Below are 25,651 nucleotides of genomic sequence, written 5' to 3' on the forward strand. Positions count from 1 at the left end.
TTTGGGCGACTCCCTACGCTATCGCCCAAAGCCGTGCCCCTCACAACCGAAGGGGCTACAATGGCCGGCATGCAAATCGTGCTCAATGGCAGTCCGCGCGACTGCACCCAAGGAATCACCGTCGCCCAGTTGCTGCAGGAAGCCGGTTACGGCGACCGCCGGGTCGCGGTCGAGGTCAATCGCGAAATCGTCCCGCGCAGCGTGCACATTCGCTACGTGCTGGACGAAGGCGATCAGGTCGAGATCGTCCACGCCATCGGCGGCGGCTGAGCCTGATTCCTTCCGTTTTCATCGCGACCGGCAACCCCGGCCGCCTGCAGCCTGGACGTGTCCAAATCCGATGAACACCAAGACTTTCGATGTCGCCGACCCGCTCATCATCGCCGGCAAGAGCTACGGCTCGCGCCTGCTTACCGGCACCGGCAAGTACAAGGATTTCGACGAAACCCGCCGCGCCTCGCAGGCGGCCGGCGCGGAAATCGTCACCGTGGCGATCCGCCGCGTGAACCTTGGCCAGGACGCCAGCCAACCCAACCTGCTCGACGCCTTGCCGCCGAGCGAATTCACCCTGCTGCCCAATACGGCCGGTTGCTATAACGCCGTCGACGCCGTGCGCACCTGCAAACTGGCGCGCGAGCTGCTGGACGGCCACAAGCTGGTGAAGCTCGAAGTGCTGGGCGATCAGCGCACCCTGTTCCCGGATGTGGTCGAAACGCTCAAGGCGGCCGAGGAACTGGTCGCCGACGGCTTCGATGTCATGGTCTATACCAGCGACGACCCGATCCTGGCCAAGCGCCTGGAACAGATCGGCTGCGTCGCCGTTATGCCGCTTGCCGCGCCGATCGGCTCGGGGCTGGGCATCCAGAATCGCTACAACCTGCTCGAAATCATCGAGAACGCCAAGGTGCCGATCATCGTCGACGCCGGCGTGGGTACCGCATCGGATGCCGCCATCGCGATGGAACTGGGCTGCGACGGCGTGCTGATGAATACCGCCATCGCCGGCGCGAAAGACCCTGTGCTTATGGCGCATGCGATGAAGCTGGCGATCGAAGCCGGCCGCGCCGCCTTCAAGGCGGGTCGTATTCCACGCAAGCGCTTTGCATCGGCGTCCAGTCCGATCGACGGGACGATCGGCTGATTTCGCGGCGGTAGACGCTGAGCCCCGGCCTTGGCGGGGGCGACGGTCAATTGAAATGCCACGTAATATCGTCATTCCGGTGCAAGCCGGATGCAGTGACTTCACCCCAAGAAACCGCGCACTCTCATGAGCGACACATCCAACCCACCCGAATACATGCGCCGCATCCGCAGTTTCGTCCTGCGCGAAGGCCGCATGACGCCGGCGCAGCAGCGGGCATTCGATGCGCACTGGGCACGCTACGGCATCGACTATAGCGGCCGGCCGCAGGACTTCGCCGCACGCTTCGAACGTCAGGCGCCGCTGGTGATGGAGATCGGTTTCGGCAACGGCGAAGCGCTGGCCTGGGCGAGCGAGCACGATCAGGCGCGGGATTTCATCGGCGTGGAGGTGCACGGCCCGGGTGTCGGCCGCCTGATGAATGCACTGGCCGCGCGTAATGCGTCCAATGTCCGTCTGTACAAGCACGACGCGGTCGAGGTGCTCGAGAACGAAATCGCGCCGGGCACCTTGAGCGAAGCACGCATCTGGTTTCCCGATCCCTGGCACAAGAAACGCCACAACAAGCGCCGCATCATCCAGCCGGACTTCGTCGCCCTGCTCGCCTCGCGCATGGCGCCCGAGGGCCTGCTGCATCTGGCGACCGACTGGCAGGCCTATGCCGAGCATATGCTCGAGGTGATGGAAGCAGCGCCCGATTGGCGCAATGTGTTGGCACCGGGCCAATACGCCGAGAAGCCCGACTGGCGTATCGAAACGCATTTCGAGCGGCGTGGTTTGAAGCTGGGACACGGGGTGTGGGATCTGCTTTATCGCAAGCGTTGATATAGCGATTTTCTGCCGAGTAAGAGCCCCCCTCACCCCAACCCTCTCCCCCGGCAAAGCCAGGGGAGAGGGAGCTAAAAGCACGCAAGATTCATTCTTGCCTCAATGCGCCCCCTCTCCCCTTGCTTTGCCGGGGGAGAGGGTTGAGGTGAGGGGGTGCAAGAGGCGATGCGAAGCGAGCCTTCGCTCCGACCTCACTGTCGGCCTAGGTTCACCAGCTACCGCACAAGCGCGCTTATACTCTTTCGCCAACCAGGGAAGAGTCACAAGCGTGGTGCGACCAGTGCACAACCACATCATCTTGGATAAGCCGCCGCGCAGAGGCGTGCGCTAGTGGGCCTGTCGCTCACTCCCGAAATGATCCTGGTGCTGGGGCTGGTGGGCTTCACCATGCTGATGCTGGTGCTGGAGTGGATCCGCGCCGACATGGTGGCCTTGCTGGTCGTGGTGGTGATCGGCCTCACCGGCCTGATTCCCTCCGACCGCGTGTTCAACGGCTTCGCCGGCAACGCGGTCATTGCCATCATCGCCATCATGATCATGGGTGCGGGACTCGATCGCGCCGGCGTGCTCGCCCTGACCGCCAACTTTGTCATGCGCATGGCCCGCGGCGTGGAGTCGCGACTGGGCGTGGTGATCAATCTGGTCACCAGCCTGTTCAGCGCAGTGATCCCCAGCCAAGCCCTGGCGGCGCTGATGATTCCGGTGACCAGCCGCCTTGCCGCCCGCACCGGCGTGCCGATTTCGCGGCTGCTGCTGCCGATGGCGTTCTGCATCCTGACCGCCACCAACACCACGCTGATCGCCAATTCGCCGCTGATCGTGCTCAACGACCTGATCGCCAGCGCCAATGCCAACCTGCCGGCCGGCGCGCATACGATTCCGAAGTTCGGCCTGTTCAGCGTGACACCGGTCGGCCTGGTGCTGGCGCTGGTTGGCGTGCTGTATTTCTATTTCTTTACGAAGAAGCTGCTGCCCGAGCGCGAAGACGAGCGCCTGAAGGTCACGCCGGGGCGCACCGAAAGCTACTTCGCCGATACCTATGGCATCGTCGGCGAAACGGCCGAACTGACGGTGACCGCCGAGAGCCCGCTAGTCGGCATGAGCATTGGCGAGGTCGAACAGTTGTATGGCGCGCCGCTAATCCTGGCGATCAAGAGCGGCACCGAAGCGCGCATGGCGCCGCCGGCCGATCATGTGATCTGGGTCGGCTCGGTGCTTGGCGTACTGGGGCCGCGCGAGCAGCTCAACCAGTTCGCCAACAACCAGCTCTGCCGCCTGTCGCCACGCATGCGTCAATTGGGCGAGCTGTTCAATCCAACCCGGGCAGGTATTTCCGAAGCGGTGATTCCACCCAGCTCCCGCTTTATCAAGCAGACCGTCGGCGACCTGCGCCTGCGCAAGCGCTATGGCGTGTCGGTGCTGGCAGTCAATCGCGGCGATCAGGTATTTCGCGACGACTTGCGCAGCGTGAGCCTGCGCGCCGGCGACAGCCTGGTGCTGCATTCGAGCTGGCGCGATCTCGCCCTCGCCTCCGAAGACCGCGATCTGGTGGTGGTCACCGATATCCCCAAGGAAGAACAACGCCCCGGCAAGATCTGGCAGGCGGTCGGTTTCTTTGTGCTGGCCAAGTGTCTGGCGCTATTCACCAACCTGGACCTGTCCGTGGCCATGATGACCGGCGCGATCGGCATGTTGCTGACCGGCGTGTTGAACATGGACGAGGCCTATAAGGCGATCAACTGGAAAACCATCTTCGTCACCGCCTGCCTGATCCCGCTGGGCTGGTCGATGGATGCCACCGGCACCGCCTCGTGGATCGCACAGGAGGTACTGCAGCATCTGGGCAACGCGTCTGCGTGGGTCCTGCAGCTGTCGCTGGCCGTGCTGACCCTGCTGTTCTCGCAGGTGATGTCGAACGTCGGCGCCACCGTCATGATGGTGCCGATCGCCATCAGCGTCGCGGTGGCGACAGGCGGCAACCCGTCTGCCTACGCCCTGATCGTGGCGGTGTCTTCGTCCAACACCTTCCTGCTGACCTCGGGGCACCCGGCACTGATGATGGTGGCCGGCCCTGGCGGCTATCGTGGCAAGGATTTCCTGCGCGTAGGTTTGCCGCTGACCGGGGTGGTGCTGGTGATTACGCTGGTCGCGATCAACCTGATGTTCCGCTAGCGCAACCGCACGTCGCCATCGACAACCTCGACCGACAAGGCCCGCAGGTGCTCGCCACGGCAAGGCCCACCGATGCATAGACCGTCGCTAGCCTGAAAGCTCGCGCCATGCGCTGCGCAGATCAACACGCCGTCCTTCATCAGGAATTTGCCCGGCGCCCAATCCAGCCGCCGGCCAGCATGCGGGCAGACGTTGAAATACGCTCGCACCTCCTGCCCTTGACGGGTCAGGATCACGCTGTCGAGCTCGTCATCGATCGCGACATCCACGGCCATCGCTTCGTTTTCGGGGATGTCATCGAGCCTGCATAACGCCTGCCCGGGTGTCACTGGTTCCATCGGCACTTGCCTCGCGGGCGCTAAAGCCCCATCGTTACGCACGTAAGTCGTTGATTTTACCATACGGATTTTTAACATGCCGGTCTTCTCCCAGCACATGCATTCGGTCTTCAACCCGTCCCGCCGTTCGCGCAATCCCTTGGCCCGCGCGCTGTCGCTGGTCGTTGGTATTGCCCTGGTCGGCGTGCTGCTGCTGTTCGGCCTGGTGGTTGCGTCCGTGCTGCTGTTCGGCGGTGCGGTCGTGCTGGCCCTGCGCCAGTGGAACCGTCGCAACAAGCCGGCCCCGGCTGCCGCGCGTGCACAGTCGTCCGACGTGATCGAAGGCGAATTCGTGGTGTTGCAGCAACGCCGCCACGCTACGCACTAAGACAATATCCGGATAGCGACCAGAAGCGGCCGTCACTAGTCTGACGGCATTCGCTAACGGATGCTGCCATGAACACTCGCAACGCCCAAACCGATGCTGCCCTGGAGCGCGCACGCGCCCTGGTCGAACACGCCGATGAAGCGCCCAGCCTGACTGAGCTGGCCCAGGCGGTCAGCCTGAGCCCGACCTATCTGCAGCGCGCCTTTCGACGCCGCTACGGCGTCAGCCCGGCCGAATACCACCGCGCCCGCCGCTTCGATCAACTCAAGGCATCGCTGCGCGACGGCGCCAAGGTTACCGATGCGGTCTATGACGCCGGCTTCGGCTCCGGCAGCCGCGTCTACGAGCACAGCGACCGCCTGTTCGGCATGACGCCGGCAAGCTACCGCGCTGGCGGCGCCGGTGCGGATATCCGCTACACCACGACCCGGACGCCGCTGGGCCAGCTCTTGGTTGCCACCACCACGCGCGGCATCTGCTCGGTCACGCTCGGTAACGACGACCGCGAACTGGAGCAGCGCCTCGCCAGCGAGTTTCCGCAGGCCACGCGCGAACGCGTGGACGCGGGCCGCGAGGAGTGGCTCGATGCGGTGATCGCGCGCATTGCCAGCGAGCTGGGATGGAGCGAGGCGGCAGCGCCGGCACTCCCACCTATCGACGTTGCGGCTACCGCCTTTCAGTGGCGCGTCTGGGAAGCACTCACGCGCATCCCCGAAGGCAGCACGAAAAGCTATGGCGAGCTGGCGCGAGAACTCGGCCTGCCCAGAGGCGCACGCGCCATCGGCAATGCCTGCGGCAACAATCGCCTTGCCCTGATCGTGCCTTGCCACCGCATTGTGCGCGAAGACGGCAGTCTGGGTGGTTGGCGTTGGGGGGTGGAGCGCAAGCGCGACTTGCTGGCACGGGAACGTCGTCGCCACGACACGCCCCAGCGCAAGGCCGGCTGATCGCACGCAGGCTTGAAGCGCCCTCAAGCCTGCCTTGCAAACGCCGCGATAGTGGCCGCGACGCGCCCGAACTAGAGTCGCAAGAACGGTAAACTATGTGGGCGCACCCTCCCCAGGCGCTCAGGGCAAACTTCTCATGACCGATTCGGCTTCGACCATGGCCAGCAGCGCGCCGTCCGCGTTCGCACAGCCGCGTGTGCTTATTCCGTTGGCGCTGCTTGCGCTCTACGTGATCTGGGGATCCACCTATCTCGGTATCCGCTTTGCGCTGGAAAGCTATCCGCCGTTCCTGCTCGCCGGCCTGCGGTTTCTCGTAGCCAGCGCGTTGCTTTTCGGCGTATTGCGTTTGCGTGGTGTGCCCATGCCGACGCGATTGCAGTGGCGCAATGCGGGTATTACGGGGATTCTGCTACTGGGCTTTGGCAATGGCCTGGTGTGCTTTGCCGAGCAGCAAGTCAGCTCGGGCATTGCGGCTGTCGCTGTTGCTTCGGTGCCGTTGTTTATCGCGCTGTTTTCCGGGCTCTACGGTGCATGGCCGACGCGTAGCGAAGCGGTCGGCCTGGCGATCGGTTTCTTCGGCGTCATCATCCTCAACCTCGGCAGCAGCCTGTCGGGTTCACGGATTGGCGCGATCGCGCTGTTGGTCGCATCGATCAGCTGGGCCTTCGGCTCGATGTGGAGCAAACACCAGGACATGCCCGCCGGGCCGATGAATACAGCGGTGCAGATGTTTTGCGCCAGCGTCGCGCTGCTGCTGGTCGGCTTCGGTCTTGGCGAACGCTTGCCGCAACACCCCACCCTGCAGGCCTCGCTCGCACTCGGCTATCTGATCGTCTTCGGTTCGATCATCGCGTTCAGCGCCTATCTCTACGTGCTCAAGAACGCCCGGCCCGCGCTTGCCAGCAGCTATGCCTACGTCAATCCCACCGTTGCGGTGTTATTCGGTGTGATGATTGCCGGTGAACATGTCGGTCCTTACGACCTGCTAGGCATGGCGATCATTCTGCTCAGCGTGATCATCTTGACCATCTTCCGCCTGCGGCGCGCGTGATGGCCTCCAGCTTGCAGAAGCAACTTTAGTTGTAGCTGACCGACACCAGCGCCACTGAGGAGACTGTGCCACTGGTCAGAGGACGCGTGCCTATCCGCCAGTAACCCGCGCGAAGCTGGATCACCGCACTTCCGGCGGTAACAGGCACGGTGCGCGAGCTGTTGCTGCCATCGGCGGCGATCGTCGAGCCATCGGCTGCCTGCAGCTCTACCGCCACGCCAGCTGCCGTGCCGCTGTTGGCAAAACGGATTGCATCGTTCGCATCGGACGCGCCGGAAAAAACAAACCTGGCGCGGGTCAAACCCGCCGTGCAGTTGCGCAGCCCGAGCGCGAAGGTCTTGAAGCCGGCACCGCCGGCGGCAGGAAAGGCCGTGACGTTGATCGGATCGAACAGGACCTTCTTGTCGTCATCGCCGACGACCCATTCGCAAGTTCCCGGCTCGATGGTGCCATGGATATCGAATTGGGCCTGCGCGCAGGCAGTACCGGCATGGGCTGCCAGTACCGCGATCCCCGAAAGCATCAGGCATTTGCGCATCATGACCGTCGACTCCTTCAGTTGTACGCAACGCCCAATGTCACCGTCGCGCTACCCGCACCAATGCTGGTCGCGACCAGGTCAGCCGTCTGATGAAACTGCGCCTGCAGAACACGGATTGTTGGCGTGCCATTACTGGAAGGATTATTGATGACGATCGAAGTCGCCCCGCTCGGGGGAAGATTGGCAAAGGGCGTCACGGCATCGCGCAACTCAAACGGAGCACCGGGCAGCCTGCTGCTCCAATAGATTGAATTGTTCGAGTCAGCCGATCCGGTTGGCTTGAGCGTTATCTTGGTGATGCCAGGGGCGCAGTTGGATACCGCCACGGCAAAGTTAACAAATCCCGACGTGTAGCTGCCGGTAAAAAGCGCGGCATTGAAACTACCCACGTTGACGTTGGCGCCATTGTTGACGGCAATGGCGCACGTGCCCATGGTGATCGTGCCGGTGATATTGAAGACCGTGGACTGAGCCTGCGCAAACGGCGCGGCACAAAGTAAGCCGAGTGCAACAGCAAGTTTTAAGGTGAGTGTACGCATGAGAGTGTCCTGGCACGAGCCGAATCAGTTGTAAGTGAAGTTGATGGTGATGGGCACATTGATGCTTCCCGCGCCAATCGTCCCGGTTGTCTTGTAGAAACGCGCCCAGAAATTCCAGGTGCTGGTTGGCTGGCTCGGATCGACGCCGACCCAGTTGACCGTCGAACCCGGCTGGATACGCGTTGACTGCGCGTTATAAAGCAGCTCGACGCCCACCCCGGTGACGCTCGAACCAGGATTCACCGCAAACAGTTGGTTGTTCGATGAATCGGCCGCTCCCGAGAAACGCAGATGTATCGTATTGATGCCCGTGGTGCATCCCGTCGCGACTATCGGAATCTGCACGACAGGTGTCGACGTATTCGTGTTGAAGTACGTGTTCGGATACGTGCCTATATTCGTGCTTCTCCCGCCGTTTACCGCGAAATTGCAGGTCGGAGCAACAAACGATCCTTGAAAGTTGACAACGATATTCGCTGCCGACCAAGCCATGGTCGGCAGCAGTGCGAGTGTCGCACCGAGACTCCAAATGGAACGAAAGCGTTTCACGGCCGCCCCCATGATCAGTTGTAAGTGAGCGTGACAGTGGCGGTAGAGTTAGCCGCACCGGCAGTGATCGACGTTCCCGTCTGGTAGTAACGGGCTTGAAGTCCGATGGTGTAGCGCTGTCCAGCCGTCTGTAGAAGATTCAGATTGGAGTCGGTGCTGGTATTGAACCGGACCGCCGCTCCGCTCGTGTTAGTCAGCTGAACACCAATGCCCGTCGCTCCGCCCGGTGCAAGATTCATCACGCCATTGCTGGCGTTGGCCACGCCATACGACGGGTTGACGCTATAGAAGATCGAGTTGGACCTGATATTGAAATCCGTTACCGGGGTTGCGTTTCTTACGTCAGTCGTCGTGCCTCTGTACCCGAAGAACGCCGGGCAGTTGGTCAACGCGATATCCACGGGCACCCATGTGTTCGTGGTGGTGCCTTGACCTTTCAGTTCCGTCGTCAGATGCGTACCCATGGGAACGGTAAGATTCGAGGGCGTCTGGCATGTTTGCGCCACGACGCTCACGGAACCTACGAAGCTCCCCACGAGATAACCAAGGTACGGAAGCGCGCCAGGGTCACCGAAGCTAAACGCAACAATGGGAAGATCACTACCACTGATCGTTCCAGCCCCTACTGAGCCAGCCGCGGTTTTGATCAGATATACGTCGAAAGAGGTAAAAGCGCTGAGGCTACCTCCTCCGGTCAAAGTCGTGGACCAATTATTTGTATAAGTGCCAAAGAAGCTATTCACCGGCAAATCTTCGTCGTTACTCCAGACGTACACACCGATGCCGGGAATCGATGTGGGATAGACAGCCTGGCCTCTTTGGGAAGTTACCCCCGGGACGGGTGTCGGGTGCGGCAAACTAAAATACTGCTTTCGCGTGTAGAAGTTACCGGCCGGGCAATTTAACGAGATGGGCGTGGTGGACCAATATCTGGCGTGATAAAGCACCGATCCCACAGGCGCATCGGGACCGACCGTTATGGAGCCACGGATGGTTGTTTGCGCGTTGATAGCTATAGAAGGATTCGTCATGGTGCAGCTGGCCGCCCATGCCGGAGCGACAAACGACACAAGCAGCAACAACATCGATGCGGCCCAAAAGTGCACCGAGCGCGCCCTTTTTTTAGCAGCGACTTGAAGTGGCGCCGAATTAAGAATTGGCATCGTCATATAGCGTCCCTCGCGGTCAAGCCGTGGGAAATATGTTTGGATTGCAGAGGAGCGTATTCCGCTACGCCGCCGGACTGCACGCTACGATTGCTTTGGCTTAGCGCGGCTACCGGACTGGCAACGGGCGAATTGGCTTGTGGCGTGCTGGCCGACACCTTGAGGATGCATGGCGCCTGGATTTTTTCCATGTCCATATGTGCATCCTTATCCCGCGGCTTCAGATGCAGGTCGATCTGGCACGAATCCGATTCGCTATCGCCCCATTGCACAGTGACCATGCCCGATGACGGCATGTCTCGGATGTAGAGACGGCTGGCCTGACCGGCGATGCCAATGTTGCCGCCCTTTTCATCCAGCACGTCGGCACCGAATGGAATGGGGCGTCCATCGGGCAAGCTCGTTTCGACCAGCAGTGCGCGGCCGGTCCTCGAGTCAAACTTGATCAACACGACCGAATTGGAACGCGGCGCCACATCGAGCTGACTGGATTTGAGTTCCAGTCCCGCGCTCGCATCCTTGGGATCCAGCGCCACTGTATTGAGCTGGTACGGCTGCAGATACGGCACGACGCCATAGCCGTTGATATCCAGCACCGAACCCTGGCCGCCTTCGATGCGCGCGCCCCTGCCGCCCGGCGCATAGACCAGCCCAATGGTGTCGCCCGTCGGCGGCGAGAACACTGCGCTGCCGCGATAGACCACCAGGCTGCCGGACATGCTGGCGCCGAGCTGCGTGTAGTTGCTGCCGCGACTGTAACTTGCGCCAATGTTGCCGAAGCTGCCGTTGTATTGGCCACTGACCGCGGCGTTGTTGGCACCGGCGGCATGACTCAAGGTGCCGCTGTAACTCAGTCGGCGCTCGGCGCCATAGACCCCGCCAACGGTCACCTGCTCGTTGCCGCCATCGCGCGGCGAGTGCGACGCCAGCGCGGTCATCAACGGCGCGTTTTCGGCGCGGCCCAACGGCATGCTGATGGTCAGGAACAAGCGCGTGTCGCGTCGCGTCTGCAAGGCGGGAAGCCTCGCCACCGGCGTGACGTCGCCCGGAATGCGATTTACCAGGGTGTTGCCGAACAAGCCACTCGCGTCCAGGCTGTCGCGCGTGCGCTGCGCGGAAAAGCTGTAGCTCAACGATTTCCACGAGCCGCTGTAGCCCGCCGTGAAATCCACCTGCCGGCCGCGCTGGTTCCAGTAGTTGATGGATGATCCGGTCAGAAAGACCTGCCCATTGTTACCGGGCAGGTTCTGATTGATGTTGACGTCCATGCGGCTGCGTTGCCGCGAAAGCAGGCTGCCCTCGCCGCGCGCTGCCCAGGTGCGCATCGTCACCGCATCGTTCAGGCCGACGTAACCGCCGGTCGAATAACGATACGCGGCAACGCCGAAGTTGGTACCGGTCTGCACGATGTTCTTGTTGAACGCAACGCGCGTACTGAGTCCCTGCGTGGCGCGCGCGCCCGGGACTTGGTTGCGCGCCTGCGTCAGGTCGCTGGAGAAAGCGCCGATAGCCGTGTTCAGGCCGGCGCCGACCAGCGCCGCGCGATACCCGTCGCCCAGCGTGACGCCGCCGTAGCCCGTGACGCGATTGGTCAGACCACGTTGGTAGGTGGCTTGCAGCAGGTTAGGCGTGTTGACCTGGTTTCTCTGCTCGACCTTGCCAGCCGATACGCTCCAGCGCTGCTGCCCCGGGCGGAGCAACTGGGGCACCGCTGAGAACGGCACGACGAAGCGCTTGATACGGCCATCGGCCTCCTGCACTTCGACGTTGAGGTCGCCGCCATAGCCAGTGGGATAAAGATCGTCGAACGCAAAGGCGCCCGGCGCCACATTGACGTCATAGATGACATAGCCGTTCTGGCGCACGATCACATGCGCATTGGTTTCGGCGATGCCGCGAACGACTGGCGCAAAGCCACGTAGCGACTGAGGCAACATGCCGTCGTCGGTGTATAGACGAATGCCGCGCAGGCGCACGCTATCGAACATGTCGCCACTGGTGAACGTATCGCCGGCCACGACTTGGGCCTGCCAGGATGGGATGTCGTGCTGCAGATAGGTGGCGCTTCGCTGGTAACTCAGGCCGCCGTGCTCTCGCCAGTTGGCCGCGCCCTGATGCGCCACATGCCACGAGCCGAAATTCATCGAGGCATTGAGACCAAGATAACCACTGGTCTCTTGTCGGCCATTGCCCGAGCGGTAGAGATTGGCGTTATAGGCGAACACCGCCGCATTGATGCCCGCGTCCCATTGGGACGGATCGACATAGCCTTGCGCGTTACGCGATTCGTAAATCTGCGGCACCGAGATCGAGAGATTCTGTGTACCTATGTCAAATTGTGTCGAAGCACCGGGAATATAGTCGCCCAGCGGAGCGCAAAAGCGCCCTTGCGGAATCGGCAGCTTGCCCTTGGCGGTGGCATCGGCGGCGACTTTCTTCAGGTCGACGCCGTAGCTCGTCAACATCGCCGCATCAAAGCACGGCTGCGCTTCGTCGCTGCCCGGCGAGTTGGCGAATGTAATATCGCCGCGTGCGCGCCAGCGCATGTTCAAGCGGATATCACCGTAATAGTCGCCAGGCAACACGGCATTGCCTTTTTCAAAACGCGACAGATCGACTTTCGGCGCCATTCCTGCCGGGAAAAAATCCGCATCGAACGATACCGAAGCCGGGGCTGGATGGGCGGCTGCCGGATCGATCGGATCCGCGGGGCTCGCCGGTGGAGCGGGATCGGCCGCATGGGCGACAGCAGGCAGTCCCAGGATCAGTGCGATCCAGGCCGGTAGCGCAGCCAGACGCATCGGCATGGCCGATGCATTCGACGCAAATGCGTTGGACTGTCTACAAGACACCACGGCCTCCAGAAGGGGACTAGCGATCCCTGGACCGCGCTTTGCGCGATCCTCGGAACATTCAAAGCAACGCGATGCGCGTTATCTGCTGAGCGGCTTGACGACTTTGTTGAGCGCACCGTAGTCGTTAATGGTGGTGAACTCGGCTTGCGCATCGGCGCCGGGCATCGTGGTCAGACCTGGTACGGGAAAGCTTTCGGTCTTGCCGGGAGCGACCATGCCGCCTTCGCCTTCGATGCTGCGGTCGCCCACCTTCAGGCCCACGTGCGCGAACGACACGTAGTACGGCGTCGGGTTGGTCGCCTGCACGACAACGCCCTTGCCGCCTTCGCCCGCAGCGAGTTTCCAGGTCAGCTTGTCCGGCGCGGTGCCAGCCTCACCGGGCAGTCCCTGCGGACGAAAGAACAACTTGATGCGCGTACGAAACGCAAACTGCAAACGGTTCTTACCTTCGTCCGCCGATTTCGGCGGCACTTCGAGCATATTTACCCAGAACACGCTTTCCTTGTCGGTCGGCAGCGGTTCTTTGGTATAGACCACACGCACGGCCTGGCCCTGCGCGGGATCGATACGAAAAATAGGGGGTGCGACGGTAAACGGCACTTTGGCCGTGTCAGGTGTCGATTTCTCGTCACCATCGTCAAGCCACACTTGTACCAACGCCGGCGCCGTGCCCTCGTTGGTCAGCTTGACAGTCACTTCCTTGTCTTGAGACGGATACACGACACGCGTGCCGCCGATCACCACGCTGGCTTCCGTGCGTGCGGCAACCAAGCCGCCAAGCGCGAGACAGCCGACCATGGCATAGCGCAATACGTTATTCATGACTCACCTCATGGGAAGGGAAGACTTCGGCGACCGCGAACCGGTCGCCGAAGCGGAACGAACCGGCGCTACTTAGTTGTAGACAACCGAGTACACAACGCTGGTCGACACCAGGCCCGGCGTTGCGGCGTTGGTGGCGTAGTACTGCGCCGCCAAGTCGACAACGGCGGTGTTGTTGGCAATGGCCGGGAAATCCACGCCATTGGCCGGATCGCGCAGGTCGATGGCGGCGTGCGTGCTATCCAGCACCTGCACGTTGGTGTTGCCGGCTTCGCCCGTCAGCGCGTTGTTCAACGTGCCGGTGGCCGGATCGATGCGCGGGCTGGACGGCAGGAACGACATGCGGGCAACCTTGCCGTTTTCGCACGTACCCTGGCCCGGGCCGCCCAGAATCACCTGGAAGTCCTTGATCTTGGCGGTTGCACCAGCTGCCGGCAGCTCGGTAGCGGAGACCGGCTCCAGTGCCACGGTGAAGTTGCCTTCGCCGCCGTCGGAACCCGCGCCGCCCTTGACGGTGCAGGTCGCGTCAGTGACAACGCCAGTGAAGGTAATCGTGCCGCCGGTGGTCATGGCCGAGGCAGCACTGGAAACGGCGAGGCCCATGACGAGGGCGATCGCGGAGGCGAGTTGGATTTGCTTCATTGCAAATAATCCTGAAAAGTTGAGTATTGAATCCGCCGTTTTGGGCGTACGCCTTCGTCAGCAGCCTTTCGACTGACGACAAAGCAATGCATGGTGATAACCAACAACCCGCAGGGTCGAAAGCACCCGGCGGTGATCGAGAGGCAAGGACCATCCTGGTTCCAAGCTCAAGTGACTCTTTTTGCGCTTTGACGATAGCTTCCCTTCAAACCAGCCCTGCGCGCACTGGTTACCGCGCTACCTGCCACCATGGCTCCCGATAGGAGCACGTGAGAAATGCTAAGCGCGGCACAGCGCGCCGCCTATAAAAATAATCCGAAACCTTTGTGCCACCATTCAAAAAAATAATCATTCGGCGAAAACCGGGCCTTTCACGGCGACGGAAGTCGCCCGAGACAAATACGCAACTACATGTATTTCATAATCTTTTTCATCGATACCTAAGTCTACCTATTCAACGAATGCAGGTATCGCCAACATCTAACGCGTGGCTCAACAAACGGCGCAGGACAACTCATGAAGAATCGAGAAGGCTTTCTGGCTCGCGCGGCGCTGCGCAGCGCAGCATGGTCGGAGCGTTGGTTTCCGGATGCGTGGATCTTCGCTGCACTGGGTGTCCTGATCGTCGCCATCGCCGTGCTGTCATTCGGTGCGACACCGCAAGCGACCGTCGGCGCATTCGGCGACGGCTTCTGGAGTCTGATCCCATTCACCATGCAGATGGCGTTCGTGGTGATCGGCGGTTATGTGGTGGCGACAGCGCCGATCGTGGCGCGTTTTATCGATGTGCTTGCGCGCGTGCCGCGCAGCGGGCGAAGCGCCATCTGCTATGTCGGCCTGATCAGCATGCTGGCCTCTTTATTGTCCTGGGGCTTTTCGCTGGTGTTCGGCGGGCTGCTGGTACGTGCGCTGGCACGTCGCGACGAGTTGCACATGGACTATCGCGCAGCGGGCGCGGCGGCATATCTGGGGCTCGGTGCGGTGTGGGCCATGGGCCTTTCTTCGTCAGCGGCACAATTGCAAGCCAACCCGGCCAGCATGCCGCCAGGCTTGCTGAAGATCACGGGTGTGCTGCCGTTTAGCCAGACGATATTTCTGTGGCAATCCATCGTGCTGACAGCCGCACTGATCCTGGTGTCGCTGCTGATCTGCTGGCTCACCGCACCATCCAAGGACCATGCGCGTACCGCTCAGGATTTTGGTGTTGTCGAAAGTTCCACACCGGCACTGCCGCCACGCAGCCGGCCTGGCGAATGGCTCGAATACAGCCCGCTCCTTTCGATCCTGATCAGCCTGCTGGGACTTGGTTGGCTGGCCTACGAGTTTGCAAGCAAACCGGTAGTCGTCGCGATCGCCAATCTCAATACGTACAACTTTCTGTTTCTGACGCTGGGCGTGCTGTTGCATTGGCGGCCGCGCAGCTTTCTCAACGCCGTGTCACGTGCCGTACCGAGCACAGCGGGCGTACTCATCCAGTTCCCGCTCTATGGCGGCATCGCCCAGTTGCTGACACATGCGCCCGGCAGCGGTGGCGAAACGCTGGCGCATCGCCTTTCGGATCTGTTTGTACATGTCGCTTCGACCGATACTTTCACCCTGGTGATGGGTGCGTATTCGGCCATCCTCGGCTTCTTCGTGCCATCGGGCGGTGGCAAATGGCTGGTGGAAGCACCCTACGTCATGCAGGCGGCCAACGACTTGCATGTGCACCTGGGCTGGGCGGTGCAGGTCTATAACGCGGCCGAGGCGTTGCCCAATCTGATCAATCCGTTCTGGATGCTGCCTTTGCTCGGCGTACTCGGGCTCAAGGCCCGCGATGTCGTGGGCTTTACCTTTATCCAGCTGCTCGTGCACTTGCCGCTGGTGCTTGGCATGCTTTGGTTATTGGGCGAAACCTTGCAGTACATCCCGCCGGTCATGCCTTGAACGGCGGGATGCGACACAACGTCCTGCCGGATCGATTTATGGGACCGAACCGTTAGCGAAGTAGGGCTGGATACGTGGCCAGATCTGGTTGATCCGGTTTCCCTGGTTGGCGCTTCCAATGGTGGAATTGTGCAGAACAATCGCCTTGTTGGTATTCCAGTCGATCACTGGCGAACCGGAGCTTCCACCGACGGTGTCGCATGAGTATCGCGCCAACGTACCGGTGGTCGCATCGATACGACAACGACCGCCACCATCACCGAACAGCGCCAGTTGGCGTGGGGCTCCTCCACCGTGCTGGGGAATATAGATAACCCGTCCCGGCGTCAATGCACCGACATCAAGACCCAGATAACCAAATCGCCGCACCGATCCGAATTGCGATTCGTTGAGGGTAAACAGTTGGAAATCCAGCCTGCTGTCGCCCACCAGACGCTGGCCACCGCGCACCTTGACGCCAGGCTGCACCTGGCCATCGTTGCCGCAATTGACGTGTTCGTAGCCAAACCAGACCTCAAAATCTGCCGGGTTCTGCGAATTGCCAATGACGTGATGGTTGGTCAGCATGCGATTCTGGGAACTTACCCGCCAAGCGGTGGCGACATAACCATGACCATAGATACGTCCTACTGCCTGTGCGTTACGGTAAGCCGCTGGCGCACTCTGTCGATAGCACACCGCACGCTGGCGCTGGTCGGCGCCAATGACGGCTAGCGTCTCGAGCTCCGGCTTTTTAGCGATGTCGCTAAAGCCCACGTCGACCTTGTCCACGCGCAAGCTGTAACCGTGCTCCAGCACCCTGCCATCTGCGTCGACGACCTGCAGGTTCACGTGATCGCTGTCCATGGACATGGCGTAATATCCATCCGCCCCAGCATTGACCACATCGCTTGCAGGAATGGTTTGTACCTGCTTCTGGCTATCCGTCAGTACGATTTCTCCATCAATCGGTAAACCTTCGGCCGCCATGTGGATACGCAGAAAGGTAGCGTTCGGGTAATCCAGGTCAACCAGGCCTCTCGCCGCGTCATCGCCGAGCCTGATATCCGTATCGAACACGTCGGCGACTTTGACCAGTCCGTTTTCGGCCTCGCTGTCCGATGCATGCGCTTGTGCGCTCCATGCCAACGAGAGCACCAACGCTCCACAAAACCATTTGCAGGCAGATGTCTTCATGTCATTCCCTTGATGATTGAAAGCAATGACAAACTGTCATTGCCTCTTCATGCTAAGAAATGAGAAGAAAAGGGACATTCACCATCAACGCCAACTACGCGTAGGCGTATGACTTTATGGCGGGCAGGCCGCGGGAAGGCAAACTCCGTGGCGCCAAGCGCAAATAAGGCTGGGAGTTGCCGCGCCTAGGGAGCGCACGCCCAAGCGTGCGCTCCCTGGAGCCTCACAGCTCGCGCAATGCCGTCGTTACCGGCAGGCGCGCGGCGCGCATGGCCGGGAACAGGCCGCCGATAAAACCGATCGCCAAGGCCCACTTCAAACCTTGCCACAACAACTGCGGCGAGACCTTGAACGCGAAGGTAAGCTGTCCCACGGAGCCGCCAGCCAAGGTCGAAGCGGTATAGCCGTTGAAGATCAGCCATGCCAGCAGGCCGCCAAGCAAGCCTCCGATCAGGGCCAGCAACATGGTCTCCAGCATGATCGCAACGACGACCGGCAAGCCGCGAAACCCGATGGCTCGCAGTGTGGCGATTTCGCGGGCACGCGTCGCCACGGCGGCGAACATCGTATTGAGCGCGCCGAAGATCGCGCCGATCGCCATGATCGAACCCACCACGATGCCGATGATGCGCAGTATCTTAGCCATCCCCTCCGACTGCTTGGAGAAATACTCCAGCGTAGTGGTGGTATCCACTTTGAGGCGAGGATCGGCGGCGAGTGTCGACTTGAAGCTATCGAACGACTTCGGATCGGTCAGTTTTACCGTGATCGATGCGCGGCTACCGCCACGCCGATACGTGTCGGCCACGACATCGGCATCGCCCCAGACTTCCGAGTCGAGCGCATCGCCGGAAGCGAAGACACCGACCACCGTCCAGCTTTGATTGCCCAGTTTGATTTCATGGCCCGGTGTCAGCCCCGCGAACTGGCGCTGCGCGCCGCTCCCCACGATCAGCTCGCGCATGCCCGGCTTGAACTTGCGCCCATCGATGATCTTCAAGTTGGGCCGAACCGCCCATCCCTGCTCGCCGATGCCGCGCAGTTGCACGCTGCCTTCGTCGTCAGCGGTGCTGCCTTTTAGCGGAAGATTGGCGGCAACGACGATTTCCGGCGAGGCGATGGGGCGGCCTTGCGCATCCTTGGCGATGCCCGCCGCCTGTGGAATGACGACGATGCTGTCGCGTTCGAGCACCGACATCACTTCGCTGGCCGAACCGCCTCGCATCACGATAGCCGTATCGTTGCTGCCGGTTTTCACCAGCGTCTCGGCGTAGCCTTCGGCCATGGCCAGCAAGGCCACCAGCACGCCGACCACGCCGGCGATACCGATGACCACCACGGCCGAGGAGCCCAGACGCTGACGCAACGTGCTCACGCCGACCATGGTGACCGAAGCGGCCTGGCGGCCACGCCGGGTCAACCCCATCCACAAGGCAAATAGCACGGCCAGCACGACCAGAGCCGGCCAGGGCAAGACCACCCAGATCACCAGCGCCACCACGAGCAGCAACAACAAACCCAGATTCTGCAAAAATTTCATGGCGGGCTCCTTAGCGACCGGCCAATGCATCGACGATGTTCAGTCGCATCGCTCGCAAGCCCGGCAAGGCGCCGACCAGCAAGCCGATGACGATCATCAACACCACACCGCGAATCCAGATGTCCGCACCGATACTGGACATGGGAATACCGCCGCCCATGGCCGTCTGCATGCCGCCAACGGCCAGCATCGCCAGACCAAGGCCAATAACGCCACCCAGCAGTAGCAGCAACACCGACTCGGCGAGCACCATGGCCATGACCGAATGACTGGAGAAGCCAATCGTCTTCATCACCGCCAGCTCGCTGGTGCGCTCACGCACCGCCTGCATCATGGTGTTGCCCGACAGCAGCAGCAACGTGAAGAACACCGCACCCATGATCGATCCGACGATCAGCCCGATATCGGCCAGCTGCTTCATCCACGCAGCGCTGGCGGCCTGCTCGGTCTGCGTGCGTGTCTCGTGATCGGAATTGGCCGAAAGCGCGTCGATGCCCTTGGCAACCCGATCGGCCTGATTCACGTCGTTGACACGACTGACATACCAGCCCACGGTGCCGCGGTTATAGGGCGTGCTGTCGTCGAAGTACTTCCAGTGCATCAGGATCATCTGGTCGTACCAACCGGCGCTCTTATCTTTCGCGTGCATGATGCCGACGACGTCGAAGCTCCAGTTCTTGGTGCCGTCATGCAAGGGAAAGATGGTCGATTGCAAGGGAATCTTGTCGCCGACTTTCCAGCCGTACTTCTTCGCCAGCTGCTCGCCGATCAGAATGCCGGTCCGCGTAGCCTCGTAGTTTTTGCGTGCATCGGGCGATACGTCCAGCTCGGGATACTGGTCGATGTAGTTGTCGCTCACCGCGAAGCTGAAGATCTGATTGTGCGGATCCTGATAGGCGCCACCGAACCAGTTGGCATAGGCGACCGACTTCACGCCCGGCACTTGTTCGATCTGTGCACCCAGGCCTTGCGGCAACGTCTGGATAAACGATAGCCGCGAACCGGTCTGCAGGCGCTGCGCGCCGTTTGCACTTTTGCCGGCCTGGTCGAATCCGCTGCGCACGGCATCGAGCATGCCGAACAGCAAGAACGCGGCGACGATCGAGACTAGCGTGAGAATCGTGCGCGTCTTGCGCCGAAACAAGGCAGCCCAGATGAGATGGAGGTATTTCATGCTGCCTCCTTAGGCCGTGGCCTGTTCGACCAGCGTGCCCTTGTCCAGATGCAGGGTGTGGTTGGCGTATTCAGCGGCCTTGGGATCGTGGGTAACCATCACGATGGTCTTGCCATGATCGCGATTGAGCTGACGCAACAGACCCAGCACTTCTTCGGCCGACTGACGATCCAGATCGCCGGTGGGCTCATCGCACACCAGCAAGGTGGGGTCCGACACGATCGCACGTGCGATCGCGACACGCTGCTGTTGACCGCCTGACAGTTCGGTCGGTTTATGCGAGCCGCGATCGCTCAAGCCCACTAATTGCAAGGCGATTTCGGCATTCTTGCGCCGTTGCGCCGCGGACAGTTTGGTCAGCAACAAGGGCAACTCCACGTTGCGCTGCGCGGTCAACATCGGCATCAGGTTGTAGAACTGAAAGACGAAGCCGACATTCGCCGCACGCCAACGCGCCAGAGCGCCCGCACCGAGCTTGTCGATGCTTTCGCCGCCGACACTAATGTGGCCGCCGGTCGGACTATCCAATCCGCCAATCAGATTCAGCAAGGTGGTCTTGCCCGAACCCGAAGGCCCCATCAGGGCGAGGAAGTCGCCTTGAGCTATGTCGAGATTGATGTGGTGCAGTACTTCGACTTTCTGTTTGCCGCGCTCGTAGACCTTGGAAAGGTCGCAGATTTCGATCAGCGTAGTCATGCAAATGCTCCCAGTGACGCGTCGTTAATCAGTCCTGCGCCTTGGCGGCGACTGCCGCGCGCATACCGTCTTTCAAATCGTCAGGCGGCGAGATCACTACCGTGTCGCCTGCCTGTACCTGGTCGGGCAGCAGACGCATGTCGCCGTAGTTCTGCGCAGCCGGCGTGACCGCGCGCTGCTGCGCCTTGTCACCCGCAAGCACGAACACCACGCTGCGCCCATCCCGTTGTGCGATGGCGGTCGCCGGCACCAGCACGCCCTTGGGTACGGCCGCGGCCGGCGCATTGACCGCCTGCTCCAGGAACGACACGCGCACCCCCATGTCCGGCACGATACGGCCGTCCTTGTTTTCCAGCGCTACACGCACTTTCACCGTGGCCTTGCCGCGATCTGCCGCAGGTACGATGGCAATGACATGCGCGGGGATTTTCCAGTCTGGATAGGCATCGAGTACGGCTTCGGCCGGCATGTTCGCCTTGACGCGGCCGATATAGGCCTCGTTGACGTCGACATCGACTTCAAGCGAATCCATGTCGACGATCGTGCCCACGCCGGTACGGGTGAACCCGCCGCCGGCCGAGAGCGGTGAAATGATTTCGCCGACCTGCGCGTCCTTGGTGGTAATCACGCCACTGAAGGGGGCACGCACCACGGTGTAGTCGAAATTGACTTCGGCAACGGTGACCTGCGCGTCGGCGGACTTGGCCTGCCGTTGCTGCGAGATCAGCTGCGCACGAATACTGTTGACCTGGGTCCGTGCCTGCTCGGCATCCTGCTTGGAGACCAGGCCGCGGCCTACCAGCGATTCCAGACGTACCGCGTCACGTTCGTTCTGTGCCGCCTGTGCCTGCAACTGATTGACCAGGGCATGGGCGGCAGCGGCCTGTGCCTGCGATGCCATCAAGCTGGCCTTGTAGGCGCTGTCGTCCAGACGAGCGAGCACCTGGCCTTTCTGCACACGGTCGCCCTCTTCGATCAGCACCTCGGTCAAAGTGCCAGTGATCTGCGCCGATACTGTCGCCTGCCGGCGTGCGGTGACGTAACCCGTCGCTTGTAGTACCGCACCGGCGCCGGGATTGCTCGATGGCGATACCGCAACGGCTGTCTGCACCGTGATGGCTTTCTGGTTGAGCACATACCAGGCGCCAACTGCCAGTAACAGCAATACGATCAACGCCCCTAGCAGTGGCCACAGCCAACGTGGCGGACCTGCACGATGCTCCTCGCGCTGACTGCGGTCGATACGCAGTTCTTTTAGTAAATCTGCTTGATTCACGCTTTTCCCCGCCGGCTCATCGGCCGGTTTGACCATGGAATGCAGCATGACGAAGCGCCTGACAGGCAGCCATTGCTCCCCATCAGCCGTCGCCAATGACAGCTGTCACCTTGACTCGCACGTTCGCTATGCCCGGCCGCTCCCACGACCGCGGAATTGCGAAGTTTTACCTGCTACGACGTCAGGTATCAAAAGACATGACAGCTAATTTCCAGCGTAACTGTCTCATCGTAAGCGACTGACCTGGTCGATTGGCCTAGCCGGAATCGAACGAAGTGGCCCTATGCAAGCCACGCGGTGCCTGACCAAGATCGGACGTCCCACACTGGAGAACTCCGATGTTGCGTGCGCCATGGCGTGTGACCCTGGTGGCCCTCATGGCCTGCGCGGGGTACGCGCGCGACATTCATGCCACCACGCCCTCGCGTTCATGCACAGACGCAGCGCACCATGAGTTCGACTTCTGGCTCGGCGACTGGGACACCTTTCGCATCGGCAAAACCAGCACCGCGTCCGTCGCGCGTAACCAGGTGACCTCGATTCTCGGTGGCTGCGTGTTGCATGAGGTGTATACACGCACCGACGGCTATACCGGCGAAAGTTTCACCATCTACGACAGTGCACGCAAACGCTGGCACCAGAGTTGGGTTTCCAACGAAGGCGAGTTGCTGGTGGCCGAAGGCACACGGCAAGGAAAGCAGATCGTGCTCAACGGCAGCACCATCGACGACAAGGGCGAAACGCTGCACCGCGTGAGCTGGGAAGAAGTCGGTGACGGCGTACGCGAAACCGCCACCCAGTCGCGGGACGGCGGCAAAACATGGCAGCCGGATTTCGACATTGTTTTTCGCAAGCGCCAACCTTAGATGCCAGCATGTTCATAGCTGGATTGCTTTGTAATCAGGGCTCCCGACCGGCCCGGAACTGCTAATCTTTCGGTCATGAACTATGCCATCGCCCCCAGCCCGACCGTCAGCCTGCCCATCCATGGCAGCGAACAGCGTTTTCCGATCCGTCGCGTGTTCTGTATCGGCCGTAATTACGCCGATCACGCCCGCGAGATGGGCGCGACCATCGACAAGGAAACGCCAATGTTCTTCTGCAAGCCCGCCGACGCCGTGGTAACCGATGGCGGCCCGGTGCCCTACCCGCAGGCCACCTCCGACCTGCACCACGAGGTGGAAATGGTGGTTGCCCTGGGTAGTGGCGGCAAGGACATAGCGGCCGACCAGGCCCAGGCGCTGGTCTGGGGCTATGGCGTGGGCCTGGACCTGACCCGACGCGACCTGCAGGCGGTGGCCAAGGCCAAGAGCCATCCTTGGGACGTGGCCAAGGGATTCGACCATTCGGCCCCTGTTTCGGCGCTGGTACCGGCCGCGCAGGCCAAACCCGACGCCGGCACGGTGCTGCGATTGACCATCAATGGCAGCGTGCGCCAGCAGGCAACGCTCGGTGACATGGTGCATAACGTGGGCGAGATCATCGCCGCGCTGTCCAAGCTGTTCGAACTGAAAGCCGGCGATCTGATCTTCACCGGCACCCCTGCCGGCGTCGCTGCGCTGCAGCGTGGTGACAGCTTTCATGCCGAGCTGGAAGGCATTGCCACGCTCGACGGCAAGGTTGTCTAGGCGACACGGCAAGATCTTGCCGGTCGGTGTCGAGCCGACCGGTGTAGCCACGATCGTTCTTCACCATTCCTTGCTCGCCACCTGCCCACCCCTGCGTTAAAGTCGTTCGCGTTATCCGACCAATAACGAGGGAAAGCACATGGGCATGCTGCAAGAGTTCAAGACTTTCGCCATGCGCGGAAACGTCATCGACCTGGCGGTCGGTGTCGTGATCGGCGGCGCATTCGGCAAGATCGTCACCTCGCTTGTCGACCAGATCATCATGCCGCCGATCGGCTGGATCACCGGAGGCATCGATTTCTCGGACCTGAAGTGGGTCATCCGCCCGGCCGACACCAGCAATCCGGCACACAAGGTCGCCGAGGTCGCCGTGCAGTACGGCGCCTTCATCAATACGTTGATCCAGTTCGTGATCATCGCCTTCGCGATCTTTCTCGTGGTCAAGTTCATCAATCGCGTCACTCGCCGCGAAGAAGTGGCTGCTCCGCCGGCTGCCGATGTCGTGCTGTTGACTGAGATTCGCGATTTGCTCAAGCAGAAGAGCTAGTAGTGAGTGATCCGGAGTGAGAAGAGAGAGTGAGCCTGTCCTGCTCTTTTCTCACTCCTTTCAACTCGTTTGTCGCCCTATCCATGACTTCCGGCCTAAGCGGCCAAACCCCACGGCGCGATAATCGCTGTTTCCACCGAGGGGTCCCCAATGCGCAGTCTTCGTTTGAGTTTGCTTACCGCCAGCCTGTTGCTGGCTACCGGCGTAGCCGGTGCCGCCACGACGAATACCGTCATTCCCGCCGGCGCGGTGCAGACGGCCACCCAGTTGCGCGACAAGGCGATGGCCGATGACACCGGCTACAAGATCGTCGAATCCCTGACCACCGAAGTCGGGCCGCGTCTGGCCGGCAGCCCGGCCGATCAGCGTGGCCGCGAATGGGCGATCGCCAAGTTCAAGGAACTGGGCTTCGACAAGGTCTATACCGAAACGGTCACCTACCCGCTGTGGGAGCGCCACAGCGAGCACGCCGCGATCGTTGCGCCCTTCCCGCAGCCGCTGTCGCTGATCGCGCTCGGCTACTCGGCCGGTACGCCCAAGGGCGGCCTGACTGCCGAGGTGGTCAAGTTCGACAGCCTCGATGCACTCAAGAAGGCCGACCCCGCATCGGTCAAGGGCAAGATTGTCTATATCGGCTATCGCATGCACCGCCAGAAGGATGGCCACGACTACGGCATGGGCTCGGCCGTGCGTACGCAGGGTCCGGTGATCGCATCCAAGCTCGGCGCCGCGGCTTATCTGTTGCGCTCGGCCGGTACCGACGAGCATAGCCGTACGCCGCACACCGGCGTCACTGGCTTTACCGATCCGAAAGATGCGATTCCCGCCGCTGCACTGTCCAACCCCGATGCCGACCAGCTCGAGCGGATTCTTGGCTATGGCAAGCCGGTGAGCGTCAAACTCGATCTCGACGTGGGTTTCAACGGCAGCTACACCGGCGCGAACGTGATCGGCGAGATCACCGGCAAGAAGTATCCCGACCAGGTTGTCGCCATCGGCGGGCATCTGGACTCCTGGGATCCGGGCACCGGCGCGATCGACGACGGCGCGGGCGTAGCCATTGCCATGGCGGCGGGCAAGCTGATTCACGATCTGCCGCAGCGCCCCGACCGCACGATCCGCGTGATTGCGTTCGCCAACGAGGAAATGGGCTTGTGGGGCGGTCGCGCCTATGCCGATAAGCATGCTGCCGAAGCGGGCAAGCACCAGCTCGGTACCGAGTCCGATTTCGGCTCGGGCAAGGTGTGGCGCATGAGTGCGAGCGTCAAGCCCGAAGCACGCGGCGCGATCGAGCAGATCGCCAAGGTGCTTCAACCCATCGGCGTAGCGTATGACACCAAGCGCCCGGGTGGCGGCGGCTCGGATCTGTCGCAGATGCACGGCAAAGGCATGGCCGCGCTCTCGCTGACCCAGGACGGCACGTACTACTTCGACTACCACCACAACGCCAACGACACGCTGGACAAGATCGATCCGCGCGAGCTGGCGCAGAACGTCGCCGTGTATGCCGCCTTCTCATATATGGCTGCGCAGGCGGAAGGTGACTTCGGCTCCGCGCCCGGCGCATTCGCAAAGGACGGCGCTGAAGACTGAGCACTGTATGCAGTGAATACAAAAGGAGGCCTTTGGCCTCCTTTTTTTTGCGCCTGCACAAAAAGTGTGCGGTACGCCTCATTAACGTCCGGGCGCACTTAAGCGGGTGACAACCCCAGTCGATACAAGGAAACGAA

25 protein-coding genes are annotated in these 25,651 nt (G+C 61.4%); 12 read left to right on the forward strand and 13 right to left on the reverse strand.

Going from position 1 to position 25,651, the window contains the following annotated elements:
- Nucleotides 1–69 precede the first annotated feature (69 nt).
- The 4 genes from thiS to QMG46_RS00425 all read left to right on the forward strand — a co-directional run bounded on the left by thiS (nucleotide 70) and on the right by QMG46_RS00425 (nucleotide 4,141).
- Nucleotides 70–270, forward strand: a complete 201-nt coding sequence (thiS, locus tag QMG46_RS00410; RefSeq protein ID WP_281852968.1) for a sulfur carrier protein ThiS — start codon at nucleotides 70–72, stop codon at nucleotides 268–270.
- A 70-nt stretch (nucleotides 271–340) separates the two neighbouring features.
- Nucleotides 341–1,141 carry a thiazole synthase gene (locus QMG46_RS00415; RefSeq protein ID WP_281850443.1) on the forward strand — a complete coding sequence of 267 codons (801 nt, stop codon included), beginning with the start codon at nucleotides 341–343 and terminating at the stop codon, nucleotides 1,139–1,141.
- 126 nt (nucleotides 1,142–1,267) lie between these two features.
- Entirely contained in the window at nucleotides 1,268–1,966 is a 699-nt protein-coding gene (trmB, locus tag QMG46_RS00420) for a tRNA (guanosine(46)-N7)-methyltransferase TrmB (RefSeq protein WP_281850444.1), read from the forward strand.
- A gap of 357 nt (nucleotides 1,967–2,323) precedes the next feature.
- On the forward strand, nucleotides 2,324–4,141 hold the full coding sequence (locus QMG46_RS00425; RefSeq protein WP_281852969.1) for an SLC13 family permease: 1,818 nt from the start codon (nucleotides 2,324–2,326) through the stop codon (nucleotides 4,139–4,141).
- Here QMG46_RS00425 and QMG46_RS00430 read toward each other — a convergent pair.
- Entirely contained in the window at nucleotides 4,138–4,479 is a 342-nt protein-coding gene (locus QMG46_RS00430) for a Rieske (2Fe-2S) protein (RefSeq protein ID WP_281850445.1), read from the reverse strand. The genes QMG46_RS00425 and QMG46_RS00430 overlap by 4 nt on opposite strands.
- Nucleotides 4,480–4,555: 76 nt before the next feature.
- Between QMG46_RS00430 and QMG46_RS00435 the strand changes: the two genes are divergently transcribed.
- The 3 genes from QMG46_RS00435 to yedA all read left to right on the forward strand — a co-directional run bounded on the left by QMG46_RS00435 (nucleotide 4,556) and on the right by yedA (nucleotide 6,844).
- Nucleotides 4,556–4,846 (forward strand): hypothetical protein, encoded by a 291-nt coding sequence (locus QMG46_RS00435; RefSeq protein WP_281850447.1) that lies wholly within the window; start codon nucleotides 4,556–4,558, stop codon nucleotides 4,844–4,846.
- Between the two features lie 68 nt (nucleotides 4,847–4,914).
- A complete protein-coding gene (locus QMG46_RS00440; protein WP_281850448.1) occupies nucleotides 4,915–5,793 on the forward strand; it encodes a methylated-DNA--[protein]-cysteine S-methyltransferase in 879 nt (292 codons plus the stop codon).
- A gap of 136 nt (nucleotides 5,794–5,929) precedes the next feature.
- Nucleotides 5,930–6,844, forward strand: coding sequence for a drug/metabolite exporter YedA (gene yedA, locus QMG46_RS00445; protein ID WP_281850449.1), 915 nt, complete (start codon nucleotides 5,930–5,932; stop codon nucleotides 6,842–6,844).
- A gap of 25 nt (nucleotides 6,845–6,869) precedes the next feature.
- Here the strand turns inward: yedA and QMG46_RS00450 are convergent, their stop codons facing one another.
- The 7 genes from QMG46_RS00450 to QMG46_RS00480 all read right to left on the reverse strand — a co-directional run bounded on the left by QMG46_RS00450 (nucleotide 6,870) and on the right by QMG46_RS00480 (nucleotide 13,958).
- A complete protein-coding gene (locus tag QMG46_RS00450; protein WP_281850450.1) occupies nucleotides 6,870–7,385 on the reverse strand; it encodes a fimbrial protein in 516 nt (171 codons plus the stop codon).
- A 14-nt stretch (nucleotides 7,386–7,399) separates the two neighbouring features.
- Nucleotides 7,400–7,924: a fimbrial protein gene (locus QMG46_RS00455; RefSeq protein WP_281850451.1), complete on the reverse strand. Its 525-nt coding sequence runs from the start codon at nucleotides 7,922–7,924 to the stop codon at nucleotides 7,400–7,402.
- Between the two features lie 24 nt (nucleotides 7,925–7,948).
- Nucleotides 7,949–8,473, reverse strand: coding sequence for a fimbrial protein (locus QMG46_RS00460; protein ID WP_281850452.1), 525 nt, complete (start codon nucleotides 8,471–8,473; stop codon nucleotides 7,949–7,951).
- Nucleotides 8,474–8,487: 14 nt separating this feature from the next.
- A complete protein-coding gene (locus tag QMG46_RS00465) occupies nucleotides 8,488–9,642 on the reverse strand; it encodes a fimbrial protein (protein WP_281850453.1) in 1,155 nt (384 codons plus the stop codon).
- Nucleotides 9,639–12,446, reverse strand: coding sequence for a fimbria/pilus outer membrane usher protein (locus tag QMG46_RS00470; RefSeq protein WP_281850454.1), 2,808 nt, complete (start codon nucleotides 12,444–12,446; stop codon nucleotides 9,639–9,641). Before QMG46_RS00470 ends, QMG46_RS00465 begins: the two co-directional genes overlap by 4 nt.
- Before the next feature lie 126 nt (nucleotides 12,447–12,572).
- Nucleotides 12,573–13,316, reverse strand: a complete 744-nt coding sequence (locus QMG46_RS00475; protein WP_281850455.1) for a fimbria/pilus periplasmic chaperone — start codon at nucleotides 13,314–13,316, stop codon at nucleotides 12,573–12,575.
- 72 nt (nucleotides 13,317–13,388) lie between these two features.
- Entirely contained in the window at nucleotides 13,389–13,958 is a 570-nt protein-coding gene (locus tag QMG46_RS00480) for a fimbrial protein (protein ID WP_281850456.1), read from the reverse strand.
- Between the two features lie 516 nt (nucleotides 13,959–14,474).
- Here QMG46_RS00480 and QMG46_RS00485 point away from each other — a divergent pair.
- Nucleotides 14,475–15,884 (forward strand): short-chain fatty acid transporter, encoded by a 1,410-nt coding sequence (locus QMG46_RS00485; protein ID WP_281850457.1) that lies wholly within the window; start codon nucleotides 14,475–14,477, stop codon nucleotides 15,882–15,884.
- Nucleotides 15,885–15,920: 36 nt separating this feature from the next.
- On the opposite strand, the gene QMG46_RS00490 is transcribed toward QMG46_RS00485, so the two are convergent.
- The 5 genes from QMG46_RS00490 to QMG46_RS00510 all read right to left on the reverse strand — a co-directional run bounded on the left by QMG46_RS00490 (nucleotide 15,921) and on the right by QMG46_RS00510 (nucleotide 21,746).
- The gene (locus tag QMG46_RS00490; RefSeq protein ID WP_281850458.1) at nucleotides 15,921–17,060 is read right to left on the reverse strand and encodes a trypsin-like serine peptidase; all 1,140 of its coding nucleotides are present in this window, start codon (nucleotides 17,058–17,060) and stop codon (nucleotides 15,921–15,923) included.
- Nucleotides 17,061–17,283: 223 nt separating this feature from the next.
- The gene (locus QMG46_RS00495; protein ID WP_281850459.1) at nucleotides 17,284–18,600 is read right to left on the reverse strand and encodes an ABC transporter permease; all 1,317 of its coding nucleotides are present in this window, start codon (nucleotides 18,598–18,600) and stop codon (nucleotides 17,284–17,286) included.
- Between the two features lie 10 nt (nucleotides 18,601–18,610).
- Complete coding sequence (locus tag QMG46_RS00500; protein ID WP_281850460.1) at nucleotides 18,611–19,774, reverse strand: ABC transporter permease; 1,164 nt, start codon at nucleotides 19,772–19,774, stop codon at nucleotides 18,611–18,613.
- 9 nt (nucleotides 19,775–19,783) lie between these two features.
- The gene (locus QMG46_RS00505; protein WP_281850461.1) at nucleotides 19,784–20,470 is read right to left on the reverse strand and encodes an ABC transporter ATP-binding protein; all 687 of its coding nucleotides are present in this window, start codon (nucleotides 20,468–20,470) and stop codon (nucleotides 19,784–19,786) included.
- 28 nt (nucleotides 20,471–20,498) lie between these two features.
- Nucleotides 20,499–21,746, reverse strand: a complete 1,248-nt coding sequence (locus QMG46_RS00510) for an efflux RND transporter periplasmic adaptor subunit (protein ID WP_281850462.1) — start codon at nucleotides 21,744–21,746, stop codon at nucleotides 20,499–20,501.
- Nucleotides 21,747–22,084: 338 nt separating this feature from the next.
- On the opposite strand from QMG46_RS00510, the gene QMG46_RS00515 reads away from it, so the two are divergent.
- The 4 genes from QMG46_RS00515 to QMG46_RS00530 all read left to right on the forward strand — a co-directional run bounded on the left by QMG46_RS00515 (nucleotide 22,085) and on the right by QMG46_RS00530 (nucleotide 25,514).
- On the forward strand, nucleotides 22,085–22,612 hold the full coding sequence (locus tag QMG46_RS00515) for a hypothetical protein (RefSeq protein ID WP_281850463.1): 528 nt from the start codon (nucleotides 22,085–22,087) through the stop codon (nucleotides 22,610–22,612).
- 75 nt (nucleotides 22,613–22,687) lie between these two features.
- On the forward strand, nucleotides 22,688–23,374 hold the full coding sequence (locus QMG46_RS00520; RefSeq protein ID WP_281850464.1) for a fumarylacetoacetate hydrolase family protein: 687 nt from the start codon (nucleotides 22,688–22,690) through the stop codon (nucleotides 23,372–23,374).
- Between the two features lie 139 nt (nucleotides 23,375–23,513).
- Nucleotides 23,514–23,921, forward strand: a complete 408-nt coding sequence (mscL, locus tag QMG46_RS00525) for a large-conductance mechanosensitive channel protein MscL (protein WP_281850465.1) — start codon at nucleotides 23,514–23,516, stop codon at nucleotides 23,919–23,921.
- A gap of 150 nt (nucleotides 23,922–24,071) precedes the next feature.
- Nucleotides 24,072–25,514, forward strand: coding sequence for a M20/M25/M40 family metallo-hydrolase (locus tag QMG46_RS00530; protein ID WP_281850466.1), 1,443 nt, complete (start codon nucleotides 24,072–24,074; stop codon nucleotides 25,512–25,514).
- Nucleotides 25,515–25,651: the final 137 nt, after the last annotated feature.

Origin of the sequence: Dyella sp. GSA-30, assembly GCF_027924605.1 — a bacterium.
In the GTDB taxonomy this organism is placed as follows: domain Bacteria; phylum Pseudomonadota; class Gammaproteobacteria; order Xanthomonadales; family Rhodanobacteraceae; genus GSA-30.

Excerpts from the sequence above, each read along its gene's own strand:
- thiS (WP_281852968.1), top strand. The coding sequence starts at position 70 with ATGCAAATCGTGCTCAATGGCAGTCCGCGCGACTGCACCCAAGGAATC.
- QMG46_RS00415 (WP_281850443.1), top strand. The coding sequence starts at position 341 with ATGAACACCAAGACTTTCGATGTCGCCGACCCGCTCATCATCGCCGGC.
- trmB (WP_281850444.1), top strand. The coding sequence starts at position 1,268 with ATGAGCGACACATCCAACCCACCCGAATACATGCGCCGCATCCGCAGT.
- QMG46_RS00425 (WP_281852969.1), top strand. The coding sequence starts at position 2,324 with ATGATCCTGGTGCTGGGGCTGGTGGGCTTCACCATGCTGATGCTGGTG.
- QMG46_RS00430 (WP_281850445.1), bottom strand. The coding sequence starts at position 4,479 with ATGGAACCAGTGACACCCGGGCAGGCGTTATGCAGGCTCGATGACATC.
- QMG46_RS00435 (WP_281850447.1), top strand. The coding sequence starts at position 4,556 with ATGCCGGTCTTCTCCCAGCACATGCATTCGGTCTTCAACCCGTCCCGC.
- QMG46_RS00440 (WP_281850448.1), top strand. The coding sequence starts at position 4,915 with ATGAACACTCGCAACGCCCAAACCGATGCTGCCCTGGAGCGCGCACGC.
- yedA (WP_281850449.1), top strand. The coding sequence starts at position 5,930 with ATGACCGATTCGGCTTCGACCATGGCCAGCAGCGCGCCGTCCGCGTTC.
- QMG46_RS00450 (WP_281850450.1), bottom strand. The coding sequence starts at position 7,385 with ATGATGCGCAAATGCCTGATGCTTTCGGGGATCGCGGTACTGGCAGCC.
- QMG46_RS00455 (WP_281850451.1), bottom strand. The coding sequence starts at position 7,924 with ATGCGTACACTCACCTTAAAACTTGCTGTTGCACTCGGCTTACTTTGT.
- QMG46_RS00465 (WP_281850453.1), bottom strand. The coding sequence starts at position 9,642 with ATGACGATGCCAATTCTTAATTCGGCGCCACTTCAAGTCGCTGCTAAA.
- QMG46_RS00470 (WP_281850454.1), bottom strand. The coding sequence starts at position 12,446 with ATGCCGATGCGTCTGGCTGCGCTACCGGCCTGGATCGCACTGATCCTG.
- QMG46_RS00475 (WP_281850455.1), bottom strand. The coding sequence starts at position 13,316 with ATGAATAACGTATTGCGCTATGCCATGGTCGGCTGTCTCGCGCTTGGC.
- QMG46_RS00480 (WP_281850456.1), bottom strand. The coding sequence starts at position 13,958 with ATGAAGCAAATCCAACTCGCCTCCGCGATCGCCCTCGTCATGGGCCTC.
- QMG46_RS00485 (WP_281850457.1), top strand. The coding sequence starts at position 14,475 with ATGAAGAATCGAGAAGGCTTTCTGGCTCGCGCGGCGCTGCGCAGCGCA.
- QMG46_RS00490 (WP_281850458.1), bottom strand. The coding sequence starts at position 17,060 with ATGAAGACATCTGCCTGCAAATGGTTTTGTGGAGCGTTGGTGCTCTCG.
- QMG46_RS00495 (WP_281850459.1), bottom strand. The coding sequence starts at position 18,600 with ATGAAATTTTTGCAGAATCTGGGTTTGTTGTTGCTGCTCGTGGTGGCG.
- QMG46_RS00500 (WP_281850460.1), bottom strand. The coding sequence starts at position 19,774 with ATGAAATACCTCCATCTCATCTGGGCTGCCTTGTTTCGGCGCAAGACG.
- QMG46_RS00505 (WP_281850461.1), bottom strand. The coding sequence starts at position 20,470 with ATGACTACGCTGATCGAAATCTGCGACCTTTCCAAGGTCTACGAGCGC.
- QMG46_RS00515 (WP_281850463.1), top strand. The coding sequence starts at position 22,085 with ATGTTGCGTGCGCCATGGCGTGTGACCCTGGTGGCCCTCATGGCCTGC.
- QMG46_RS00520 (WP_281850464.1), top strand. The coding sequence starts at position 22,688 with ATGAACTATGCCATCGCCCCCAGCCCGACCGTCAGCCTGCCCATCCAT.
- mscL (WP_281850465.1), top strand. The coding sequence starts at position 23,514 with ATGGGCATGCTGCAAGAGTTCAAGACTTTCGCCATGCGCGGAAACGTC.
- QMG46_RS00530 (WP_281850466.1), top strand. The coding sequence starts at position 24,072 with ATGCGCAGTCTTCGTTTGAGTTTGCTTACCGCCAGCCTGTTGCTGGCT.